At 70.7% G+C, this 22465-nt stretch carries 18 protein-coding genes, 2 tRNA genes and 2 pseudogenes; 9 read left to right on the top strand and 13 right to left on the bottom strand.

What is annotated here, in order from left to right; all coding sequences use genetic code 11:
• Nucleotides 1-64: 64 nt before the first annotated feature.
• Nucleotides 65-138, top strand: a tRNA-Lys gene (locus ACYUED_RS15915).
• Nucleotides 139-242: 104 nt separating this feature from the next.
• On the opposite strand, the gene ACYUED_RS15920 is transcribed toward ACYUED_RS15915, so the two are convergent.
• From ACYUED_RS15920 to ACYUED_RS15940, 5 genes are all read right to left on the bottom strand, one after another.
• Nucleotides 243-1868 carry an AMP-binding protein gene (locus ACYUED_RS15920; protein WP_491292946.1) on the bottom strand — a complete coding sequence of 542 codons (1626 nt, stop codon included), beginning with the start codon at nucleotides 1866-1868 and terminating at the stop codon, nucleotides 243-245.
• Nucleotides 1869-1926: 58 nt separating this feature from the next.
• Nucleotides 1927-2442 (bottom strand): hypothetical protein, encoded by a 516-nt coding sequence (locus ACYUED_RS15925; protein WP_491292947.1) that lies wholly within the window; start codon nucleotides 2440-2442, stop codon nucleotides 1927-1929.
• Nucleotides 2443-2598: 156 nt separating this feature from the next.
• On the bottom strand, nucleotides 2599-3204 hold the full coding sequence (locus ACYUED_RS15930) for a lytic polysaccharide monooxygenase auxiliary activity family 9 protein (RefSeq protein ID WP_491292948.1): 606 nt from the start codon (nucleotides 3202-3204) through the stop codon (nucleotides 2599-2601).
• 148 nt (nucleotides 3205-3352) lie between these two features.
• Nucleotides 3353-4474, bottom strand: a complete 1122-nt coding sequence (locus tag ACYUED_RS15935) for an SPFH domain-containing protein (RefSeq protein WP_491292949.1) — start codon at nucleotides 4472-4474, stop codon at nucleotides 3353-3355.
• A 76-nt stretch (nucleotides 4475-4550) separates the two neighbouring features.
• Nucleotides 4551-5897: a peptidoglycan-binding protein gene (locus ACYUED_RS15940; protein ID WP_491292951.1), complete on the bottom strand. Its 1347-nt coding sequence runs from the start codon at nucleotides 5895-5897 to the stop codon at nucleotides 4551-4553.
• 190 nt (nucleotides 5898-6087) lie between these two features.
• Between ACYUED_RS15940 and ACYUED_RS15945 the strand changes: the two genes are divergently transcribed.
• The 4 genes from ACYUED_RS15945 (at nucleotide 6088) to glxA (ending at nucleotide 11297) form a co-directional block, all read left to right on the top strand.
• Nucleotides 6088-6161: transfer RNA gene (locus ACYUED_RS15945), tRNA-Lys, on the top strand.
• Nucleotides 6162-6305: 144 nt separating this feature from the next.
• A complete protein-coding gene (locus ACYUED_RS15950; protein ID WP_491292952.1) occupies nucleotides 6306-7022 on the top strand; it encodes a FadR/GntR family transcriptional regulator in 717 nt (238 codons plus the stop codon).
• A 319-nt stretch (nucleotides 7023-7341) separates the two neighbouring features.
• Entirely contained in the window at nucleotides 7342-9363 is a 2022-nt protein-coding gene (locus ACYUED_RS15955) for a glycosyltransferase family 2 protein (protein ID WP_491292953.1), read from the top strand.
• Nucleotides 9360-11297, top strand: coding sequence for a radical copper oxidase GlxA (glxA, locus tag ACYUED_RS15960; RefSeq protein ID WP_491292954.1), 1938 nt, complete (start codon nucleotides 9360-9362; stop codon nucleotides 11295-11297). The genes ACYUED_RS15955 and glxA overlap by 4 nt, the downstream gene beginning before the upstream one ends.
• A 488-nt stretch (nucleotides 11298-11785) precedes the next feature.
• Here the strand turns inward: glxA and ACYUED_RS15965 are convergent, their stop codons facing one another.
• From ACYUED_RS15965 to ACYUED_RS15995, 7 genes and pseudogenes are all read right to left on the bottom strand, one after another.
• A complete protein-coding gene (locus tag ACYUED_RS15965; protein WP_491292955.1) occupies nucleotides 11786-12805 on the bottom strand; it encodes a glycoside hydrolase family 6 protein in 1020 nt (339 codons plus the stop codon).
• A 503-nt stretch (nucleotides 12806-13308) separates the two neighbouring features.
• Complete coding sequence (locus ACYUED_RS15970) at nucleotides 13309-13995, bottom strand: class F sortase (RefSeq protein WP_491292956.1); 687 nt, start codon at nucleotides 13993-13995, stop codon at nucleotides 13309-13311.
• A gap of 4 nt (nucleotides 13996-13999) precedes the next feature.
• Complete coding sequence (locus ACYUED_RS15975) at nucleotides 14000-14749, bottom strand: hypothetical protein (RefSeq protein ID WP_491292957.1); 750 nt, start codon at nucleotides 14747-14749, stop codon at nucleotides 14000-14002.
• Between the two features lie 112 nt (nucleotides 14750-14861).
• Complete coding sequence (locus ACYUED_RS15980; protein WP_266680751.1) at nucleotides 14862-15641, bottom strand: HAD-IIA family hydrolase; 780 nt, start codon at nucleotides 15639-15641, stop codon at nucleotides 14862-14864.
• A 233-nt stretch (nucleotides 15642-15874) separates the two neighbouring features.
• A pseudogene (locus tag ACYUED_RS15985) lies at nucleotides 15875-16380 on the bottom strand (GntR family transcriptional regulator); the annotation flags it as partial.
• A 61-nt stretch (nucleotides 16381-16441) separates the two neighbouring features.
• Nucleotides 16442-17251 carry a hypothetical protein gene (locus ACYUED_RS15990; RefSeq protein ID WP_491294276.1) on the bottom strand — a complete coding sequence of 270 codons (810 nt, stop codon included), beginning with the start codon at nucleotides 17249-17251 and terminating at the stop codon, nucleotides 16442-16444.
• Between the two features lie 249 nt (nucleotides 17252-17500).
• The gene (locus ACYUED_RS15995) at nucleotides 17501-18712 is read right to left on the bottom strand and encodes an ROK family transcriptional regulator (protein ID WP_491294278.1); all 1212 of its coding nucleotides are present in this window, start codon (nucleotides 18710-18712) and stop codon (nucleotides 17501-17503) included.
• A gap of 64 nt (nucleotides 18713-18776) precedes the next feature.
• Here ACYUED_RS15995 and ACYUED_RS16000 point away from each other — a divergent pair, with 64 nt between their 5' ends.
• The 4 genes and pseudogenes from ACYUED_RS16000 to ACYUED_RS16015 all read left to right on the top strand — a co-directional run.
• Nucleotides 18777-19850, top strand: a complete 1074-nt coding sequence (locus ACYUED_RS16000; protein ID WP_491292958.1) for a Gfo/Idh/MocA family oxidoreductase — start codon at nucleotides 18777-18779, stop codon at nucleotides 19848-19850.
• Nucleotides 19847-20350 (top strand): heme-degrading domain-containing protein, encoded by a 504-nt coding sequence (locus ACYUED_RS16005; RefSeq protein WP_266515077.1) that lies wholly within the window; start codon nucleotides 19847-19849, stop codon nucleotides 20348-20350. Before ACYUED_RS16000 ends, ACYUED_RS16005 begins: the two co-directional genes overlap by 4 nt.
• Before the next feature lie 86 nt (nucleotides 20351-20436).
• Nucleotides 20437-21336 (top strand): LLM class F420-dependent oxidoreductase, encoded by a 900-nt coding sequence (locus tag ACYUED_RS16010; RefSeq protein ID WP_491292959.1) that lies wholly within the window; start codon nucleotides 20437-20439, stop codon nucleotides 21334-21336.
• Between the two features lie 103 nt (nucleotides 21337-21439).
• Nucleotides 21440-21493, top strand: a pseudogene (locus ACYUED_RS16015) (pentapeptide repeat-containing protein); the annotation flags it as partial.
• A gap of 90 nt (nucleotides 21494-21583) precedes the next feature.
• On the opposite strand, the gene ACYUED_RS16020 reads toward ACYUED_RS16015, so the two are convergent.
• Entirely contained in the window at nucleotides 21584-22441 is an 858-nt protein-coding gene (locus ACYUED_RS16020; RefSeq protein WP_491292960.1) for a fumarylacetoacetate hydrolase family protein, read from the bottom strand.
• Between the last annotated feature and the right edge of the window lie 24 nt (nucleotides 22442-22465).

Here is a 22465-nt window from a genome sequence, read left to right on the forward strand (position 1 = left end):
GACCAGGTAGTATTTTCTTTGTCGCCGCCCGCGAGACACAGATCAAGCGGTCGGCGAGAGTCATGCGCCGCTAGCTCAGTTGGTTAGAGCAGCTGACTCTTAATCAGCGGGTCCGGGGTTCGAGTCCCTGGCGGCGCACGATGTCGATGGCGAGGCGTGTTCGCGGAGGCGCGAACGGGTCTCGCCATCGCTGTTTTTTGCGCGGTTTCGCCGAGCGTTGCGGGGCCCGCCACCCACACCCCTCAGGACGAGCCTCGCGTCGAAGCGAGCGCCCCCTCGGCGTCCTCCCGGGTCAGCCTCCGGTACGCGTACCCCTGCTCGCCCGGCGGGCGCCACCACAGCGGATCCGCGCACCGGATCCCCTCCCGTCCGAGCAGCGCCCGGTGGATCTTGTTCGTCGCCGTCACCGGCATCCGCCGCACCACCCGCACGAACCGCGGCGCCATCTTGGTGCCCAGGTCCGGCTGGGCGGCCAGAAACGTGCCGAAGTCCACCGGGTCGAACCTCCCCGCGATCGTCGCCATCACCTGGTCCCCGGTCACCGGATCCGGCACCGCGTACACGGCGACCGCGTCGGCGCCCTCGTACCGGGCGAGGATGTTCTCGATCATCGCGGCGGCCAGGTTCTCGCTGTCGACCCGGATACGGTCGTCGGTGCGGCCGGCGAAGTAGAGATAGCCGTCGGCGTCCCGGTAGAACAGGTCGCCGGTCCAGTAGGCGCCGCCCCTTCGCCGTTCGGCCTCCGCCTCGGGGTTGCGCCAGTACCCCTCGAAGGGGTTCGGGCCCCGGTTGGCCAGCTCGCCTATCGCCTCGTCCCCGTTCAGCAGCCGCCCCGCCGCGTCGAAGCGGGCCGGCCGGCGCTCCTGACCCGTGTCCGGATCGAGTACGACGAGACCGGGCGCCGCCTTTCCCACCGCCCCGCGCGGCGTCCCCGGCGACCACTGCACGGCGGCCCCGCCCTCCGAGGACCCGTACCCCTCCACCAGCCGCACCCCGAACCGCCGCTCGAAGGCCGCCGCGTCCACCGCCCCCGCCTCCGTGCCGAAACCGAGCCGCAGCGGGTTGTCCCGGTCGTCGTCGCGCGCCTCGGTGGCCAGGATGTACTGCACGGCCCGCCCCACGTACGTGAAGTACGTCGCCCCGTGTTTCCGTACGTCCGCCAGGAACCCCGACGCCGAGAAGCGCCGGCGCAGCGCCACGCCCGCCCCGGCCGCCAGCGCGGGTGCCCAGTCGGCGATCACGGCGTTGCCGTGGAACATCGGCATGCAGATGTAGTGCACGTCGTCGCGGCACACCCCGAACTGGCCGACCAGGGACGCCCCGGCGGCCGCCAGCCGGCCCTGGGTGCAGATCGCGGCCTTCGGGGCGCCGGTCGAACCGGAGGTGAAGTACAGCAGCAGGCGGTCGTCGGGCGTGGCGCGGGAGGCGTCCGGCTCGGCCGTCGTATACGGCGCCAGGAGCCCGGCGTACTCCTCGGTGTCGGTGACCAGGAGGCGTACGCCGGGGAGTTCGAGGCCGGTGAGGAGGGGGACGTGGGCGCGCTCGGTGACGACGGTCCGGCACCCGGTGTGCAGGATGTCGCGGGCCAGTTCCGCGCCCCGGCGGGTGGGGTTGATGCCGGCGACCGCCGCTCCCGCCAGCGCCGCGGCCCCCAACCACAGGGGGTATTCAGGGGTGTTGTCGAGCAGGACGCCCACGTGCGGCTCGGCGCCGGGCGGCAGCAGGTCGGTCAGCAGGGCCGCTCTGGCCGCGGCGCCGGCGGCCACCTCGTGATGGGTGAGGACCAGGTCCTCGCACCACAGGCCCGGACGGTGGTCGCCCCACCGCCGGGCCACGAGTTCAGCGACCGTGCTCCTGTCGGACTTCATGGCGGGGCACGGTAGTTGATGGATCGTCAGATGTGGAGAGTCGGGTCACGGTCAATGGTCACGGGGTCATCGTGACCCCGTCGACGACGACGACGTCGGTGCTGTCGTCGGTGCCGGAGCCGAAGCCGAAGCCGTCGGACATCTGGTGGTACGTGACCATGAAGCCGACGCAGAACACCACGAGCACCCCGAGGAACGCCAGGATGGCGATGGTGGACGCCGCCAGCTTCGCGCGGCGCGGCGTCCGGGCGGTGGCGGCCACCTCGCGGCCCTCGGTGTAGTAGACGGTGACGAAGTCCCCCTCCAGGATCGTCGCCGGGCCGTTCTCCTCCTCGAAGCGGACGAGGCGGCCGTCGCGCGCGGTGAACTCGTAGACGTGGTGCAGCGTGGTGCTCACCGACGTGTCATTGCTGCCGCCGTGCGTCGTCGTGAACATCCGCAGACAGCGCGCCTCGGCCGTCAGCCCGCTGTTCCAGGCGCTGCGGATCTGCAGCGAACGGCGCAGCACGCGGTACGCCATGAAGAGGACCAAGGCCATGATCAGACAGGGCGCAAGGTAGAACAGCACGTCCATGGGGTCCCCCGGATCTCAGGTCACCGCCCTACCCATCGGTAGGCGGTGACAGGAAGGTACCCGCGGGCGGGGCCCGGTTCGCTCAAGTAAGGCTCAGAGTTCGGGTGCGTGCGCCGGGACCGAGCCTCCCGGCGCACGCACCCTGTCCGGCGGGGGTCAGAACGTGACGTCCGAGCAGGCGTAGAACGCGTTGCCCGTGTCGGCGATCGTCCATGCCGCGAGGATGACGTGGTGGCCGCTCAGCCCGGACGGCAGTGTGCCGCTGTGGGAGAGGGTGGCCGGGGGGCGCTGTCCGTTGTACGGCACCGTCAGGAACGGTGTCGTGCTGAGGTCGGAGCGGGCCAGGTTGTGGTTCTGGTTCCAGCCCTGCCGGGTGACGTAGTACTTGAAGTCGGTGGTGGCGTGCATGGCGGTGAACTGCCAGCGGAACGTGTAGCTCTGACCGCCCGTCACCTTCGTGGTGGGCCAGGCGCCGCCGGACGGTGTCCTCGCGCTGTCGAGCTGGGAGAAGCGGGAGTTGCCGCCGGAGCACAACGAGCCGTCGGCCGGTCCGGCCGCGGGGAAGCCCTTGGGGCCCTCGACGCTCTGCGGCTCCCACTGGATGTCGCCGCAGTTGGTCACGGTGCCGTTCTGGCAGAGCTTCTGCCGGCTGATGGGGAGGTCGGTGTAGCCGTGGCCGCTCGCACCGCCGGCGGAGAGCACGAAGGCTCCCGCCGTGGTGAGTCCGAGCACCGCGGCGTACCACGTGGTCTTTTTGCGCATGCTGCCGCTCCTGAAGAACGTGGGGGAAGTTCCATGAGGCGTGCAGGTCTAGACCAAGTGTCAGAATATTGCCGTTGCTTGGCGGTGTCCATATCAAAAGCTGGGTCCTCAGCCAGTCCATGACCGGTCCATCGCCGTCGGAGATCGATTACGGCCCCTGATCTCCCCGCCCCGCGCAGAACGCCACCGTCAAGTCCTTCACCAGCGCCTTGCGTTCGTAGTCGTCCAGCTCCACGAGCCCGCGCACGGTCAGCCGCGTCACCGTGTCCTCCACCGAGTCCACGACCGACGTGAGTACACTCGCCCGTTGCTGGGCGTCCAGCGCGGCGATCCGGCGGCGGTGCATCGCGGCGGCGACCTCGGGGGCGTACTCCACCCGGACCGGCTGCACCGAGAACACCTCGATCCCGACCGGCGCCACGTCCGCCGCCGTCAACCGGGTCAGTGCCGCGGCCCTGGAGTCGGCTGCCTCCACCGGACCCCGTCCCCCGCCGGGCGTCTCCACCGAGACCCGGGCCAGGGCCGCCTCCACGCACTCACGCAGATAGGTCTCGTGGTCCTCGATGCCCAGCAGCGCCCGCGCGGTGTCCCGCACCCGCCACACCACCAGCACCACCACGCGCAGCGCGACACCGTTGCTGTCGGCCGCGGGCATCGGCTCGCTGCGCCAGTGCCGCAGCCGTACGTCGACCCGGCGGCGCAGCAGCAGGGGGTTGACCCACATCAGACCGGTGCGCCGGACGGTCCCCCGGTAGCGGCCGAACAGTCCGAGCACCCAGGCCCGTCCGGTCCGGCCCCGGGCGAGACCGCCGAACCCGAACATCCCGAGCGCGCCGGCACCCGCGTAGGCCGCCCACTGCGCGGGGCCGAGCCCGGCCCCCGCGTACGCCGGCAGCCGCAGCGCCGCCGCCGCGAGCCGGGGCAGGACTCCCGCCCACCACGAGGTGGCCACACACCCGGCCGCCCCGCAGGCACCGGCGAGCACGCCCGCCGCCCCGGGCAGCACCCGGGCGGGCCGCTCGGCCAGATCGGGGTCGACCTGCGGTGCGGACCTCGGTTTCGCCGGGGTCGGCCGCCGGAAGCGCGGCTGTTCACCCGTCCCCTGCCGGCGGCCGACGACGGTCGGTCTGAGCGGCACGGACACCGGGTCCGGGTCGTCGCGGAACAGCAGATGGACGGGGATCTCGGTGGTCGCCTCGTTCTGGATGAGGCGAGCCGGTCTGCCCGGTCCCTCGGACTCGGGCGTCTGTGAAGTGGTCGTCGTACTCATGCGTGCCTCCAGCCTCCGCGCCAGATGCGTCACAACAGGTGGGTCGAGTCACAACAGTTGGGTCGGGCGGACCCGCTCAGGAGAAGAGGCGCCTCCAGGTCTCCGGCCCCGGACAGCCGTCCGCCGCTCCGCCGCGCCACCCCTGGGAGCGCTGGAAGGCCTCGACGTTGCGCCGGTCCGCCTCGCCCCAGTGGGGACCCGGCCCGGCCGTGTAGTGCCGGCCGAACCCCTTCTTCACCAGCTGCCTGCCCAGCCGGGTGACGTACTCGTTGTTGGCACCGGGCCTGAACAGCGCCCTGCCCGGATAGCCCTGCACCCCGTGGGACGCGGGCGCGGGCGGACCGGCCGCCCCGTCCGCCGGGACGGACTTGCCCTTGCCGGAGACCAGCAGCTCCCAGGTCCGCGGCCCCGGCAGCCCGTCCGCGTCCTGGCCCTTCCAGCCCTGGGCCTGCTGGAAGGCCTGGGTGGCCAGCCGGTCCGCCTCCGACCACCGCGGTCCGGGGCCCGACGGGTAGAAGCGCCGGGCGCCCCGCTCGATGAGCAGCTGCCCGAGCTGGGTGACGTAACCGTTGTTCGCGCCGGGGCCGAAGTACGCCGCTCCCGGGTAGGGCGTCGCGGGTTTCGGATCGGCGGGCGTGCTCGGCTGAGCCGCCCCCGGCGTATCCGCCGCGAGCCCCTTGTACCGGTACGGGAGATACCGGTCCGAATAGCTCCAGTAGGCGTACGGGGTGGCCTGCCGGCGGGCGTGCGGGGGCGTCTGCTCATAGGCGATGTACGAGGCGTGCGTGTAGTCCGTCCAGCCGCCGAAAATGACGACGTGCGAGCCTTTCTCCGGGTTCTCGGGATTGTGGAACAGCAGAATGTCGCCGGGCTCCAGTTCCTCCTTGGTGATCTGCTGCGCGTACTGGCCGAGGCTGCCCGTCCATTCGTTCCCGGGCAGGCCCCAGGCCATCGAGACATAGCCCGAGCAGTCCTGCCGGTAACCGTCGGACCAGTACTGGCTCATGCTGTACGGCACCTCTGCGTCGACCCATTTCCTGGCCCGGTTGATGATCTCCGCGCGGGTGGTCGCGGGCACCCTGAGCGCACCCGCGAACTTGGTCGGCCCACCCCTCCCGCCGTGCAGCGGGGCCTTGTGGCCCTGCGGGGTGCCCGGCCCCTCACCAGCGGGGACGCCCGGACCGGGCGGTGCGTGCGGGGCCGCGAACGCCGGTGTCGCACCACCCGCGCCAAGAGCCGCGGACGTGGCCGCCGCCACGATCACGGCCATCGGGGTCCCCCCGCCCGGCCGAAGCCGGGAGTGGGTGCGGGCGGCCGGATGGCGACCGGTGCCCGAATACGGCAGGACGCGGCGCCAGTGCGCGCACCCGGGGCAGTCGCAGTCGCCCGCCGGATCGAATTCCTCGAATACCGGAGTCGCCATGCGATTCCCCTCACGCTCCCGATGAAAAAGACCGCGCCTGTCCACGTTGATCAGTTTCCCAACCGTCGTCCCGACGCGCATGTTGACGGTCCGAATGATGTACAAGGGCCGCCCGGGACCGGTGCCTGCCACCGGGCACCGTGTGGTCGAAGGCACCCCTGGGCGTCCGGTAGGGTTACGACGTCAGCGCGCGCCGCTAGCTCAGTTGGTTAGAGCAGCTGACTCTTAATCAGCGGGTCCGGGGTTCGAGTCCCTGGCGGCGCACGATGGTGATGGCGAGGCGGGTTCGCAGAGATGCGAACCACCTCGCCATCGTCGTTTCCGAAGGCGCAGCGCGACGGCGCCGGCCGGCGGGGCCTCTCGTGCAAGCGAGGCCCTTCCCCCTGTTTGGCCGGATACCCTCTGGCCATGGCAGCGCGCGACCTCCAGGAGCGGATCAAGAAGCTCATCATCGACCGCAGGCTGCCCTCCGGGGCCCCGCTGCCGACCGAGCCCGAGCTGATGGAGTTCCTGGGCGCGAGCCGGAACTCGGTGCGCGAGGCGCTGAAGGCGCTGCAGGCGATGGGCATCGTGGAGATCCGGCACGGCTTCGGGACGTACGTCGGTCCGATGTCGCTGGCCCCGATGATCGAGGGCCTCGCCTTCCGCACGGTCGCCGGGCACTACCGGGGAGAGGACTCCCTCCTGCAGCTGCTGGAGCTGCGCGAGGCGGTGGAGACGGGTCTCGTCTCCCGGCTCGCGGGGCGGCTCCCGGATGCGGACCTCGTTGAACTCGACGCGCTCGTGAACCGTATGGAACACCAGGCCGCGCAAGGAGGCGCCGGTCTCGCGGACACCGACCGCGCCTTTCACGCCACCCTGTACCGGGGGCTGGGCAACGTGCTGCTCGGCGAGGTCCTGGAGGCGTTCTGGGAGGCATTCCACCGTGTCCGGACGGACCTGGGAGGCGCGCCGCCCGACCACCAGGTCACCTGCCGGCAGCACCGGGACATCCTCGACGCGGTGCGGTCGGGCGACTCGGCCAGGGCGGAGGTGGCCATAAGGGAGCACTTCGGCAACCTTCGCGTACGGCTGTCCACAACGCATCCACAGGACCCCCACATGCGCCACAATGAACGCGTATGACCGGTAAACACCGCGTTTCGCATCTTGCGATCATGATGAACGCCGTAGAACCCTGTTTTCCAAGATGCTGCGGATACGCGGCAGTTGGGGGTCAAGTAAGCGGTTGCCGGTTCTGTGGGGATAGGGGGCCCCGTTCACGGGACGATGCCGAGGGGGGCATCATGCAACCGGAAGGTCGCGGTTCCATGTCTATGCGTGTGCAATCTGTGGTGACTGCGGCCCACCAGTGATACGTCTGTGAAGAGTCGAGGGGGGCTCGACACGGGCGGAAGGAACCGACAGAACACGCGGGTGACCTCGCGTGTGGGGGGAATGACTCATGACGTCGACGCCGACGGGCGCCCGGCACAACTTCGACTCGTCAGAAACGACCCAGCTCAGAGTGCCGTCCCACCGGAACAGCCAGACGGGCCAGTTCCGCCGGATCAAGAAGAACCTGCCGAGATACGACTACGAGCACTACAGTCGGCTGGCCGGTCCCCTCACCCAGCCCGACCCGAGCAAGCCGTACAAGGTGCAGTACCGCTCGCTGCTCTCGCAGGAGCCGCACCGCCTGCGCGCCGCCCTGATGCTGGGCGCCGCGCCGCTGCTGTCGCTGGTCCTGCTCGGGTGGCTGCTGCAGCCCGAGCACTGGACCGAACGCGACTACCCCGCCTTCGACTTCCTGCCGGCGCTGGACGTCGTCATGCTCGTCTCGATCGGTCTGATCGAGTTCTTCCGCTGCATGAACGTGCTGTCGAACGCGCACGCCACGCTGGTCGCCCGCGACCCGATCCCGGTGGTGCCCGAGACCGGCACGAAAGTCGCGTTCATCACGACGTACGTGCCCGGCAAGGAACCCCTGGAGATGGTGACGAAGACCCTGGAAGCGGCCGTGCGGCTGCGCCACCGGGGGCTGTTGCACATCTGGCTGCTCGACGAGGGCGACGACGCGGAGGTGAAGGCGGTCTGCGCGCGCCTGGGCGTGCACCACTTCTCCCGCAAGGGCGTCGAGAAGTGGAACCGGCCCAAGGGCCCGCACCGCGCCAAGACCAAGCACGGCAACTACAACGCCTGGCTGGAGGCGCACGGCGACGACTACGACTTCTTCGCCTCCGTCGACACCGACCACGTACCGCTGCCCAACTACCTGGAGCGGATGCTCGGCTTCTTCCGTGACCCGGACGTCGGCTTCGTCATCGGCCCGCAGGTCTACGGCAACTACGACAACCCGATCACCAAGGCCGCCGAGTCTCAGCAGTTCCTCTTCCACGCACTCATCCAGCGTGCGGGCAACCGCTACGGCTCCCCGATGTTCGTCGGTACGTCGAATGCCGTACGGATCAGCGCGCTGAAGCAGATCGGCGGCCTGTACGACTCGATCACCGAGGACATGGCCACCGGTTTCGAGATCCACCGGCACCGGAACCCGGCGACGGGGAAGAAGTGGCGCTCGGTGTACACGCCGGACGTGCTGGCCGTCGGTGAGGGTCCGGGCGCCTGGACGGACTTCTTCACCCAGCAGCTGCGCTGGTCGCGAGGGACGTACGAGACGATCCTGAAGCAGTACTGGAAGGGCTGGTTCTCGCTGCCTCCGGGCAAGCTCTTCAACTACACGATGATGATCATCTTCTACCCGATGTCGGCCCTCAACTGGATCCTGGCGGCGCTGAGTTGTGCGCTGTTCCTGGGTCTGGGCGCCTCGGGTGTGAACATCGACCCGACGGTCTGGCTGATGCTGTACGGCAACGCGTCCGCACTGCAGATCGGCCTGTACATCTGGAACCGACGGCACAACGTCTCGCCGCACGAGCCGGAGGGTTCGGGCGGCGTGGCGGGCATGGTGATGTCCGCCCTGTCGGCGCCGATCTACGCGCGCTCGCTGATGGACACCGTGCTGCGCCGCAAGAGCAAGTTCGTGGTGACGCCCAAGGGCGACTCGGCCAGCCCGGACACGCTGTTCGGGACCTTCCGCATCCACCTGTTCTTCATCCTGGTCTTCGCCGGCTCGATCGCCGCCGGCATCACACTCGGGCACTCGCACCCGGCGATGCTCATCTGGGCCACGTTCGCCCTGCTGATCACCGCGTCGCCGATCTTCGCCTGGCGGTACTCGCTGCGGCAGGCGAAGAAGAGGCCACCCGCGCCGGAGCCGCAGAACCCGGCGGCGTCCGGGACGGCGTACCAGCCGCAGCCGCTGCCGGCACAGGCCGCGCCGCACTCACCGCACGGCTCGGGGCACAAGCCCAGCTGGGCCTCGGCGAGCGGGGGCTCGGGCACGGGACAGGGCGGGGACCCGAGCGCAGGTAATGACCAGACGATGCAGATCGCCCTGGGTGGATTTGGGGGACGTAAGGAATGAACGACCGTGCAGGCCACCGCCGCGCCCGTCGACTCGCGATCGGTACGGCGGTGGTACTCGCGCTGGCCGGGATGAACGGGCCTTGGCTCTACCGGGTCGGGACAGAGAAATACCACGAGTACCAGATCAACAAACCCGAGTACAAAGCGGACAACGGGCACTGGGACATCGTCGAGTTCCCGGAGGAGTACCGCCAGGACACCATTCACGCGGCACTTCTGCGCACCGGCAAGGTGCTGCTGATCGCCGGTTCGGGCAACAACCAGGACAACTTCGACGCGAAGAAGTTCGACACCCGGATCTGGGACCCGGTGAAGGGCACGATCAAGAAGGTCCCGACCCCGAAGGACCTGTTCTGCACCGGCCACACGCAGCTCGCCAACGGCAATCTGCTGATCGCGGGCGGCACCAAGCGGTACGAGAAGCTGAAGGGTGACGTCTCGAAGGCCGGCGGCCTGATGGTGGTCCACAACGAGAACCCGGACAAGCCGATCACCCTGCCCGCGGGGACGAAGTTCACGGGCAAGGAGAACGGCAAGACGTTCGTGTCGAAGGACCCGGTTCTCGTCCCGCGCGCGAAGAAGGTCTTCGACCAGGCGACGGGGAAGTTCCTGCGCAACGACCCGGGGCTCGGCCGTATCTACGTCGAGGCGAAGAAGAGCGGCACCAGGTACGAGACGGGGACCCAGGACAACTACCGCATCCAGGGCCTGACCGGCACCGACGCGCGCAACACGTACGGCATCGCGCAGAAGCTCGCCCTCGACAAGAAGGACTTCCAGGGAATCCGGGACGCCTTCGAGTTCGATCCGGTCGCCGAGAAGTACATCAAGGTCGACCCGATGAACGAGGCCCGCTGGTATCCGACGCTCACCACCCTGAGCGACGGCAAGATCCTCAGCGTCTCCGGCCTCGACGACATCGGGCAGTTGGTGCCGGGCAAGAACGAGGTCTTCGACCCGAAGACCAAGAAGTGGACGTACACGTCGACGATCCGCCAGTTCCCGACGTACCCGGCGCTGTTCCTGATGCAGAACGGGAAGATCTTCTACTCGGGTTCGAACGCGGGCTACGGGCCGGACAACGTCGGCCGCATTCCGGGTATTTGGGACGTCGACACCAACAAGTTCAGCAAGCTGCCGGGGCTCGGCGACGCCAACGAGATGGAGACGTCGGGGACGGTGCTGCTGCCGCCCGCGCAGAACGAGAAGTTCATGGTGATCGGCGGTGGCGGGGTCGGTGAATCCGCGGCGTCCAGCAACAAGACGCGGTTGATCGACCTGAAGGACAAGAATCCGAAGTTCACGGACGGGCCGACGCTGGAGAAGGGGACGCGCTATCCGCAGTCGTCGATCCTGCCGGACGATTCCGTACTGGTGTCCGGCGGCTCCGAGGACTATCGCGGGCGCGGTGACTCCAACATCCTCCAGGCGCGGCTGTACAACCCGGACACCAACTCGTTCGAGAAGGTCGCCGATCCCGAAGTGGGGCGCAACTACCACTCGGGGTCGATCCTGCTGCCGGACGGCCGGGTGATGTTCTTCGGATCCGACTCCCTGTACGGCGACAAGGCGAACACCAAGCCGGGGAAGTTCGAGCAGCGGATCGAGATCTACACGCCGCCCTATCTGTACCGGGATTCGCGGCCGTCGCTCTCGGGCGGCCCGCAGACGATCGCGCGGGGCGGGTCGGGGACGTTCACGTCACCGCAGGCCTCCGCGATCAAGAAGGTGCGGCTGATCCGGCCCAGTGCGTCGACCCACGTCACGGATGTGGATCAGAGGTCGATCGCACTGGACTTCAAGACGTCCGGAAGCAAGATCACCGTGACGGTGCCGAAGAACAAGAACCTGGTGCAGTCGGGGTGGTACATGCTGTTCGCGGACGACGATCAGGGGACGCCCAGCAAGGCACAGTGGGTGAAGGTGCCGTAGCGCTGCGCGGCTTGCGTGGAAGGGTGCGTCGGTGCGGCTGCGCTTGCGGGTGCGTGGGTGCGGCTGCGGCTTGCGGGTGCGGGTGCGTGGTCGGGTGCGGGTGAGTTGTGGCTGGTCGCGCAGTTCCCCGCGCCCCTCAGGGTGCGGGTGCGTGGTCGGGTGCGGGTGCGGGTGAGTTGTGGCTGGTCGCGCAGTTCCCCGCGCCCCTCAGGGTGCCGGGTGCGGGCGAGTTGTGGCTGTCGCGCCCACGCGGCGGAGCCGCACATGGACACAGACCCGCGCCCCTCAAGATGTCAGGCGCGGCCGAGTTGTAGCCGTCGCGCCCACGCGGCGGAGCCGCACATGGACACAGACCCGCGCCCCTCAAGATGTCAGGCGCGGCCGAGTTGTAGCCGTCGCGCCCACGCGGCCGAGCCGCACATGGACACAGACCCGCGCCCCTGGTCGCGCCCGCGGCGGAGCCGTGCACTGGCACGGCCCCTCGTCTCTCAGGGCGTTGACGCCCTGGCGAGTTTCAATGCGTAGGCCGGCCACCAGTCGCCCGCCTTGGGGCCGCCCTTGCATGTGCCGTCCGACTCTCCCGGGCGCTTGACCCAGAGGTACGCGTCCACCACGGGGTCGGCCGTCTTCGTCGTCGGGCTCTCCCCCAGGGCCCGGCCGGGCGGGTTGCACCAGCGTTCGCCCTCGTCGCCGCCCGTGTAGGGGCCGTTGCCGTTGCGGCTGGTGTCGATGACGAAGTGCTTGTTGCCGACCTTCGCGGACAGTTGCTTGCCGTACGCGATGGAGTCCTTGGTCGAGTAGAAGTTGGAGACGTTGACCGCGAAGCCGTCCGCCCGGTCGATGCCCGCCCATTGGAGGGGCTGGAAGATCTGGTCGGGGTGGCCCCAGCCGGCGTTGCCCGCGTCCAGGTAGACCTTGGTGTTCTTCAGGGACTTGAGCTTGGTGACGGCGCCCTTGAGGAGGTCGTAGCGCTCCTCGTGGAACTCGTCCTGGGTGCAGCCGTCCACCAGGTGCAGGATGGCGTCCGGTTCGAGGATCACCGTGGCCGCGCGGTCCCCGATGCCCGCCGCGACGCCGTCGATCCAGGTGCGGTACGCGTCGCCGTCGGCCGCGCCGCCCTGCGAGTACTGGCCGCAGTCGCGGTGCGGGATGTTGTAGAGGACGATCAGGGCGGTGCGGCCCGCCTTGTCGGCTGCCTCGGTGAAGCCCTTCGCCTCCTGCTCGGGGTTCTCCGGGCCGATCCACTCACCGGTCGGCTGCTCGGCGATCTTGCGGATCTGCTCGGCGTCGTCGCCCTCTCCGGACTTGTCGTAGCCGGCGACCTGACGTGCCGCGTTGCCGTCCGGGTTGACCCAGAACGGGTCGCTCTCCTTGGGCTGCTGGGTGATCTTCGCGCCGGCGTCGTTGTTCTTGTCGCCGTCGCCCCCGGAAGAACATCCCGCGACGAGAAGTGCCGCCCCCAGCACCGCCGCGAAAACCCTCGTCCCGGCCCCCCTCATGCCGTACATCCAACTCCCCCTTGGGTGCACTGGTCCGAGGCTCAATCCTGACATACGCCTCGTGGCGCCACGAGATCGCCCGAACCTTGTCGGCGAGCTGTTACAGCCCTTGGTGATCGAGCGGGGGGCGGACGGCGCCGAGCCGCGCCATGAAGCACCCGGAGGCAAGGAGGCGAACTGGTTGCGGAGCGCGCCGGTGATGCCGGGAGGCATCGGGACTGCTCGAAGGGCGTCGTAGAGCCCTGAGTCACCAGTGCGTATGACGGAGAGCCACCGGACCGGGCCGCGACGTCATTCAGCCCCTAGGCTCTGGCGCTCATCCGTTCTAAAGTCTTCTCAGACGGCCCGAGTCCCCGGCCGCTTCTTGCCTCTGTGGCCCCCTGAACCTCCCGCGCCGGTCGCCGGGTTACTCCCGCAGCCCGTGCGCCCGCGGTTGAGGACCAGCCCGGTCGGCGGCTTCGGGGGGAGCAGGCCGCCGACCGGGCCCGGTACGGGGGCCGGTCGGCGACGGGTCACAGGCTGGTTCCGGTGAGGTAGGCCGAGACGATCACGTTCGCCGTGTAGCTGCGGCTGACCCGGTCGAAGGTGCCGCCGCAGGTGATCAGCCGCAGTTCGGCGCGCCCCGACCGGCGTTGCCCGTAGGCCTGTCGGGCGTCGAAGCGGTCGCGGTCCTGTACCTGTACGTCGTCGACGGTGAACTCGGCGACCTTGCCGTCGTCGCGGACGACGCGGACGTTCTCGCCGGGCCGTATGGTGCTCAGCTTGTAGAAGACGGCGGGCCGGGTCTCGGTGTCGACGTGCCCCACCATCAGCGCGGCCCCGGCGGCCCCGGGTCTGGCCCCGGCCGCGTACCAGCCGACGACCCCCGCCTGGTCGTAGGGCGGCGGGTCGATCGCCCCCTGCCGGTCCAGGCCACGGGCCACCACGGGCGCCTGGACGCCCAGGTCGGGAATGTCGATGCGCTGCGGCAGTGCGTCCCCCAACGGGCGGGCCGCGGGCGGAAGTTCCGCACCCGGCGCATCCGGTGGCCGCCCCACCGAGGCCAGGTCGCCGGCGCCGGTCGTGGTGGCCGCGCCCTGCGGCATGTCGGTCACCTGCCGCCCCCACAGCCACAGCCCGAGCAGCAGCACCGCCCAGGCCGTGCCCATCAGCAGGCGGGCAGAGCCGGAGGAGCGCTCGTGGTCGGCGCGCTGGGACATCGGCTCAATCCGTCCCGCGGCTCCGGCGCGCGCTCAGAAGCGCCACGGCGGCCGCGGCGACGCCCACGAGGACGAGCCCGGTGACGGTCTGCCCGGTGCCGGGTCCGGCCGCACTGACGTCCACGGTGGCGAAGTGCGCGGTGCCGCCACCGCCCGCGTGGACGGGGGCGACCGGGGACGCCGGGGCGGCGGGCGAAACCGGGGCGAGGGGCGCTGCCGGGACGGCGGAAGAGTCGTCGGACAGCGACTCGGACTCCGGCTGCGATCCGGGCTTCAGCCGCGACGGCCCCTGGGACTCAGGCTCCGACTGCGCCTGCGGCTGCCCTTGGGACTCAGGCTCCGACTGCGCCTGCGGCTGCCCCTGGGACTCGGGCTGCGACTGCGCCTGCCCCTGGGACTCGGGCTCCGACTGCGATACGACGGTGATCCTGCCCTTGACCAGGAAGCTGCCGCACGTGATCTTCACGTCGTACGGGCCGGGCTCGGCCGACGCGCGGACCCGGGTGTCCCCGGCGAGGGTGCCCTCGGTGCCCACGAGCCGGGCGTCCGCGACGAACGCCGTGGAGTGGGCGGTGGCCGTCCTTGCGGCGCAGCCGGTCACCCGGAGCGTGAGGTCGGCGCCGGGGGCTGGGGCCGACGGGGTCACCGAGAGGCCCGCTCCACCCCCGTCCGCTCCGTCCGCCGCGTGCGCCGTCGGCGTGAGGGCGCAGGCGGCCAGGAGTCCTGTGCAGAGAGTGAGACGTAGTGAGCCCATCGTGAACCTCCAGATACCTGGAGGCTCCCCCTCGGGCCCGGGCCCCGCATCCCCAGCGGCGCCGCACTGCGCCAAACGGGTTACGAAGGGTTTCGGAACGGCCCTGACCAGGTCAGATCCGGTCGACCAGATCCGCGATCGAGTCGACGATCTTGGACGGCCGGTACGGGAAGTCCTCGACCTGCTCGGGCCGGGTCAGCCCGGTGAGCACCAGGAAGGTCTGCATCCCGGCCTCCATGCCGGCCAGCACGTCGGTGTCCATGCGGTCGCCGATCATCGCGCTGGTCTCGGAGTGGGCGCCGATCGCGTTGAGCCCGGTGCGCATCATCAGCGGGTTGGGCTTGCCGGCGAAGTACGGCTGCTTGCCGGTCGCCTTGGTGATCAGCGCGGCCACCGCGCCGGTCGCGGGCAGCGCGCCCTCGGCGGAGGGGCCGGTCTCGTCGGGGTTGGTGCAGATGAAACGGGCACCGGCGTCGATCAGCCGTACCGCCTTGGTCATGGCCTCGAAGGAATACGTCCGCGTCTCGCCGAGGACGACGTAGTCGGGTTCGTGGTCGGTGAGGATGTACCCGATGTCGTGCAGTGCGGTGGTGAGCCCCGCCTCGCCGATCACGTACGCCGATCCGCCCGGCCGCTGGTCGTCCAGGAACTGGGCGGTGGCGAGCGCCGAGGTCCAGATGGACTCGACCGGCACGTCCAGGCCCATGCGCCGCAGCCGGGCGTGCAGGTCGCGCGGGGTGTAGATCGAGTTGTTGGTGAGGACCAGGAAGGGCTTGCCGGACTCGCGGAGCTTCTTCAGGAAGGCGTCGGCGCCGGGGATCGGAACGCCCTCGTGGATGAGCACACCGTCCATGTCGGTGAGCCACGACTCGATGGGCCTGCGGTCTGCCATGTGCGGGATCTCCTGCCGTACGCGGTACTGCGTGGCCCCAGCCTAACGATCAGCTGCCGGTCGCAGACTTCCGGTTCTCAACGTAACTCTGACTGTTTCGGGCGATCTCGGTCCAGTGCGGTTCGAGGAGTGACACGCCGTCCAGCAGTCTGGTCAGGGCGCGAGCAGTCCCGGCAACCGGCCGACGGAGCCGAGCACATGGGTCGCCCCGGCCGCCCGCCAGCGTGTCGGCGTCATGCGCCCCACGAGAACCGGTCCCCGCGGTACAGCGTCCGCGCCCGCTCCGGCGGCTGCCCCTCGGTGTCCCGCGAGATCCGGTGGATGAGCAGCATCGGAAGGGTCGGCGGGGTCCCCACGAGCAGGGCCTCGCGGGGCGTGGCCAGCACCGTCTCGATCCGCTCGTCGGCGTCCCCGAAGGCGATGCCGCGGTCGAGGAGGTAGCCGTAGAAGGAGAAGTCGGGCGCGAAGTCGGTGTCGATGCGGGGGTCCCGGGCCACGGCGACGCAGGTGCTCTCCAGGCCGACCCGCTCGTCGTCCGCGCGCAGCCCGCGCTCCAGGTGCCAGACGGGTTCGCCGCGTTCGAGGCCGGTCTCGGCGGCGAGCGCGTCCGGGCGGGGGAAGCGGTCGAGGGCGACGAGGCTGCGGTCGGGGGTGTGACCCTGCCGCCGCCCGCCGCCGTACGCCCTCGGTTGAAGTCGGCGAGGGAGAGGGGCTGTTCGAGCTTGGGGCCCGCGACGACGGGAGGGATCGTCGCAGACGCCGCGCGACGTGACGCCGGGTACGGCCTCGGCCCCTGGCCGTCAGCGCCGCCGCCGCGCTCGTGGCCTGCGGGCCAGGAGTACGGCGCCGCCGGTGACGAGGAGGACGGCGGTGGCGGCGAGGACTCCGCCCGCGGTGCCGAGGCCGGTACTGGCGAGCTCGTCGGCGAAGGGGAGGCCCGGGTCGCGGTCGGGTGACGGGGTGGCGGTACCGGAGGTGGCGGGAGAGGCACTGGAGGCGTCGGAGGTACTGGAGGTGCCGGTGGCGGGGCTCTCGGACGGGGCCTCGGTGGGGTCGTTCTGGATGCGGAAGGGGTAGTCGTTGGACTGCCCGACCCAGTCGCCGTCGTCCTTGTGCCGCTGGACGACGGCGGCGTTGACGGTGACCTTGTTGGGCACGGCGTCCGAGGCCAGCGCGAGCCGGACCTTCACCGTGACGGTCTTTCCGGGGCCCACGGTGAGGCCGGGGGACCCGTCGTCGAAGGCGCCGACGAGCTCCTCCTCGTCGGTGGTCTCGAATCGGACGGGGTGCGGGTGCCCGCCGTCGTCGTAGAACTCCAGGCGGGGCTGGGAGGGCTTCAGTGCGCGCTTGTCGTCGACGAGCACGACGACCGGGTGGATGTCTGCGCAGGTCCGGCGGGTGGTGTTGGTGACATCCAGGTACCAGGTGCCATAACCGCCGCCCGCCTCGTACGCGTCCGGGCCACCGTGGATACGGCTGGTGAGGGGGAAGCGGCGGTCGTCCGGAGCGGCGCAGGCGGGGCCGGGGGCCGCGTGCGCCGGGGTCGCCACGGAGAGAAGGGCGGCTACTGCCAGGCAGAGGGAGACGGGCGTGCAGAGTCGCATGAACATGTGACTGTGCCGGGTGGGGACGGCCGCGATACGGCGCCGCTCCGCACGACCCCCCAAGACCCCTCGATCAGCGCACCCACGCCCGCCCGCCGTCGGCCCGCCCGCGCCAGCCATCTGCCGCCCCGCCGCCCCGCCACCTCGGCCGTCAGCCGTCAGCCGTCAGCCGTCAGCCGTCAGCCAGCCTGCGCCCACCGCATCAGCCATCGGCCCGCCTGGGCAATCCGCCCGCCCGCCCGTCCGCTCGGCGCCTCAGCCATCGGCCCGCCCGAACAGTGGTGCCAGCACGAGCTGTGCCGCCCCCTCGGCAACCCCACCCGTGGCAACCCGCACCGACACCGCCGGCTCGCCCACCCGCCGGGCACGCTCGTCGAGGACGGTGCCCACCCCCCGTACGAAGACGTCCGGGGCGGCGGTGATGGTGCGACCGCCGAGGAGGACGAGGTCGATGTCGAGCAGGGCGACCAGGTTGCCGGCCGCGGTGCCGAGCACCCGTGCCGCCTCGTCGACCTGGCCGCGCGCCACCGCTGCCAGACACAGGGCCTCGACGCAGCCGCGGTTGCCGCAGCCGCACAGCGGTCCGTCCAGCTGGACGACCTGGTGCCCGAACTCACCGGCCCCGGTACGGGCGCCCCGGTGCACGGTCCCACCGAGGACGAGTCCGGCACCGAGCCCCGTACCGAGATACAGATAGGCGAATGACCCGCCCTCGCCTTCGACGGCCAGCCGGAGCGCGGCCGCGTTGGTGTCCTTGTCCACGACGACCGGCACCCCGAGCCGCCGCGCGAGCGCGTCCCGCAGCGGGAAGCCGTCCCACTCGGGGAATCCCGTCACCCGGTGCAGAACACCGCGGGCGTGGTCGAGCGGACCGGGCAGGGCCACACCGGCGCCGAGGAGGGAACCGGCGCCCAGACCTCCCGGTACCGCGCCCACCAGCGCGCCCGTCTCTCCCGCGACCGCCGCCACCACGGCCTCCGGCCCCGCCCCCAGGTCCAGCGAGGTACGCCGCTCCCCCACCACGGCGCCCGTGAGATCGACCAGCACCGCCCGTAGTTCGTCCCGGTCCAGATGCAGCCCGACCGCGTGCCCCGCCTCGGGCACCAGCCGCAGCACCGTACGGGGCTTGCCCCCGGTCGAGGCACGGCGGCCCGCCTCCGCAGCGAGCCCGTCGGCCCGCAGCCGGGCGGTGATCTTGCTGACGGCCTGCGGGGTCAGCCCGGTCCGCTCGGCGAGTTCGAGCCGGCTGATCCCCTCCGCACCGGCTGTGCGCAGCAGGTCGAGCACGAGCGCCATGTTGTGACTGCGCAGCGCCGGCAGATTCGCGCCGACAGGCCAGGACACACCGACCACCCCGCCGGTCACGCCGGTCACCCCAGTCACCTCGGTCACTCGGGTCACCTCAGTCACCTCGGTCGCTCCCACCGGACTTGCCGCCCCTGCCCCTACCCCTGCCGCCCCGCTCATCCTGTCCACGCCGCTATTGTCCCCCGCGCTTGCACTTTGGCAACAGCGTTGCGAAAGTGGAGGCATGACTCGTACTCCTCTCCGTGTGGGCCTCATCGGCTACGGCCTCGCGGGCTCCGTCTTCCACGCCCCGCTGATCGCCGCCACCGAGGGCCTCGCCCTTGACACGGTGGTCACCTCGAACCCGGAGCGGCAGAAGCAGGCCCGCACCGAGTTCCCGGACGTGCGCGTGGCGGCGACCCCCGACGAGCTGCTCGACCGCGCCGCCGAGCTGGACCTGATCGTCATCGCGTCCCCGAACAGGACGCACGTCTCGCTGGCGACGGCCGCCCTGAAGGCCGGCCTGCCGGTGGTCGTGGACAAGCCCGTGGCCGGCACGGCGGCCGAGGCGCGCGAGCTGGCCGCCCTCGCCGAGGAGCGCGGTCTCCTCCTCTCCGTCTTCCAGAACCGCCGCTGGGACAACGACTTCCTGACCCTCCGCAAGCTGCTCGCCGAGGGCGAGTTGGGCGACGTATGGCGTTTCGAGTCCCGCTTCGAGCGGTGGCGCCCGCAGACCAAGGGAGGCTGGCGCGAGTCCGGCGACCCCGCAGAGATCGGAGGTCTGCTCTACGACCTCGGCAGCCATGTCGTCGACCAGGCGCTGGTCCTCTTCGGCCCGGCCGCGCAGGTGTACGCGGAGTCGGACATCCGCCGCCCGGGCGCGGAGGCCGACGACGACACGTTCATCGCGATCACGCACACGAGCGGTGTGCGATCCCACCTGTATGTCTCCGCGACGGCCGCCCAACTCGGCCCGCGTTTCCGGGTGCTGGGTTCGCAGGCGGGTTACGTGAAGTACGGCCTCGACCCTCAGGAGGCGGCGCTGCGCGAGGGCAGGCGCCCGGGCACGGCAGCCGACTGGGGCACGGAAGCGGAGTCCCTGTGGGGCCGTGTCGGTGCCGGCGAGTCCCCGCTGACCGGCGGTGGTCGCCCCGAGCCCACCCTCCCGGGCGACTACCCGGCGTACTATGCGGCCGTGACCAGGGCTCTCACCGACGGCGGCCCCAACCCGGTGACCGCTATCGAGGCGGCCGCCGCCCTCGACGTACTGGAGGCGGCCCGCCGTTCGGCCCGCGACCAAGTGGCGGTGACGCTGTGACGCGCAACCAGGAGATCACCCCGAAGTTCCACCCGGAACTCACCCCGCCCCTGGAGGAACTGGAGGCTCAGGAACGGCGCCTGGTCTTCAGCCAGTTCACCCACGACGACGCCTGGGCCCTGGGTTCGCTCCTCGTGGAGCTGGCCCGGGAACGCCAGGCACCCGTCGCCGTCGACATCCACCGCTCGGGCCAGCAGCTCTTCCACGCCGCGCTCCCCGGCTCCACTCCCGACAACGACGCCTGGATCGCCCGCAAGCGTCGCGTGGTCGAGCGTTACGGCTCCGCCTCCTACCTGGTCGGCGCACGCTTCCGCGCCAAGGGCAGCACGTTCGAGGACTCCTCCCGCCTGGACCCGGACGTGTACGCGGCCCACGGCGGCTCCTTCCCGATCAACGTCCTCGGCGTGGGCGTGATCGGCGCGGTCACCGTGTCCGGCCTGCCCCAACTGGCGGACCACCGGCTCGTGGTGGAGGCGCTGGAGGAGTTCCTGAAGCGCTGAGCGGGATCACGGGACTACGGAGATCGGGACTACGGGGATTACAGGGATCACCGGGATTATCGCGAGGCGCCCTCCGGTTGGCACCGATGTCCAGCGCACCGACCGGAGGGACCGAACCCGTGAGTGACACCTTGAAGGCAACCGTCGGCCGGTACGGCGTCTGGAGTGTGGGTCTGCGCTCGGAGGACCCGTCCCGGCGCTCCGAACTGGCCGACGCCGCAGCGGAGTTGGAGCAACTCGGGTACGGCACGGCCTGGCTGGGTGGCAGCAGCGCCGCCCACCACGCCGCACCGCTCGTCGCGGCGACCTCGCAGCTCACCGTCGGCACCAGCATCCAGTCCATCTGGCAGTACGAGGCCACCGAGAGCGCGGCGGCCTTCGCCGAGCTGGAGGCGGCCCACCCCGGCCGTTTCGTCCTGGGCCTGGGCGTCAGCCACGCCAAGTTCGCGGATCAGTACCGGCGCCCGTACTCGGCCTTGGCCGTCTATCTCGACGCCCTGGACGGGGCCGGTGTCCCCGCCGACCGCCGCGTCCTCGCCGCCCTCGGCCCGAAGACCCTGGAGCTGGCCCGCGACCGCGCGGCCGGCTCGGTCCCGTACCTGGTCACCCCCGAACACACGGCCCACGCCCGCGAGATCCTGGGCGAGACCCCGCTCCTGGCCCCGGAGTTGAAGGTCGTCCTGGAAACGGACCCGACCCGGGCCCGCACCCTGGCCCGCGACTGTCTGGCCATGTACCTGGCCCTCCCCAACTACACCAACAACTTCCTCCGCCACGGCTTCACCGAGGAGGACCTGGCGGAGGGAGGCAGCGACCGCCTGGTGGACGCGGTGTTCGCGTGGGGAGACGACTCCCGGATCCGCGCCCACGTCGACACGTTCTTCGAGGCAGGCGCAGACCACGTGGCCCTCCAGGTGGTGGACGGCGCCGACCGCGATTCCCTTCCGAGGGAGGCCTGGCGCAGGCTGGCTTCCCTACTGGCCTGAGGAAAACGCCCCTTCCCCAGGGACGCACCCGTCAGGGGCGCGGGGTACCGCCCACCCCTGACGGGCGCACCTCTCAAAGGCGCAGGGAACCGCGCACCTTTCACGGGCGCACCTTTCACGGGCGCACCTTTCAGGGGCGCACCTTTCAGGGGCGCACGTTTCAGGGGCGCGGGGAACTGCGCGACAAGCCACAGACGGCCCGCAGCCGACAAACGACCGCAGTCCCCCGGCTCTCCCAGCGGTGCGCCTACGCGTCCTTGAACTCCTGCCGCTGCCGCCCGAGCCCCTCGATCTCCAGCTCCACGACATCCCCGGCCCGCAGGAACGGCTTCGGCTCGGGCTCTCCCAGCGCGACCCCCGCCGGCGTACCGGTGTTGATGACATCGCCCGGGTACAGGGTCATGAACTGGCTGACGTACCGCACCACTTCGGCCACCGGGAAGATCTGCTCGGCCGTCGTCCCGTCCTGCTTCAACTCCCCGTTGACCCACAGCTTCAGCGCCAGGTCCTGCGGGTCGGCGACCTCGTCCGCGGTCACGAGCCACGGCCCCAGCGGGTTGAACGTCTCGCAGTTCTTCCCCTTGTCCCAGGTCCCGCCCCGCTCGATCTGGAACTCGCGCTCGGACACGTCGTGCGCCACCGCGTACCCGGCGACGTGACCGAGCGCGTCCTGCGCCGACTCCACATACCGGGCCGTACGCCCGATCACGACCGCCAGCTCGACCTCCCAGTCGGTCTTCACCGACCCGCGAGGGACCAGCACCGTGTCGTGGGGCCCGACGACCGTGTCCGCGGCCTTGAAGAAGATCACCGGCTCGGCGGGCGGCTCGGCCCCGGTCTCGCGGGCGTGGTCGTGGTAGTTCAGCCCGATGCACACGATCTTGCCGATCCGCGCGAGAGGCGGCCCCACCCGCAGCCCGGCCGCGTCCAGCGCGGGCAGCTCACCGGCATCGGCCGCGGACCGGATCCGTCCCAGCGCCTCGTCGTCGGCGAGCAGCGCTCCGTCGATGTCCGGGACGACACCGGAGAGGTCCCGCAGCACCCCCTCGGCGTCCAGCAGCGCAGGCTTCTCCGCTCCCGCCGTACCGACTCGCAGCAGCTTCATGATCACACTCTCCACTCGATCGCG

Source organism: Streptomyces sp. DF42 (assembly GCF_058267695.1).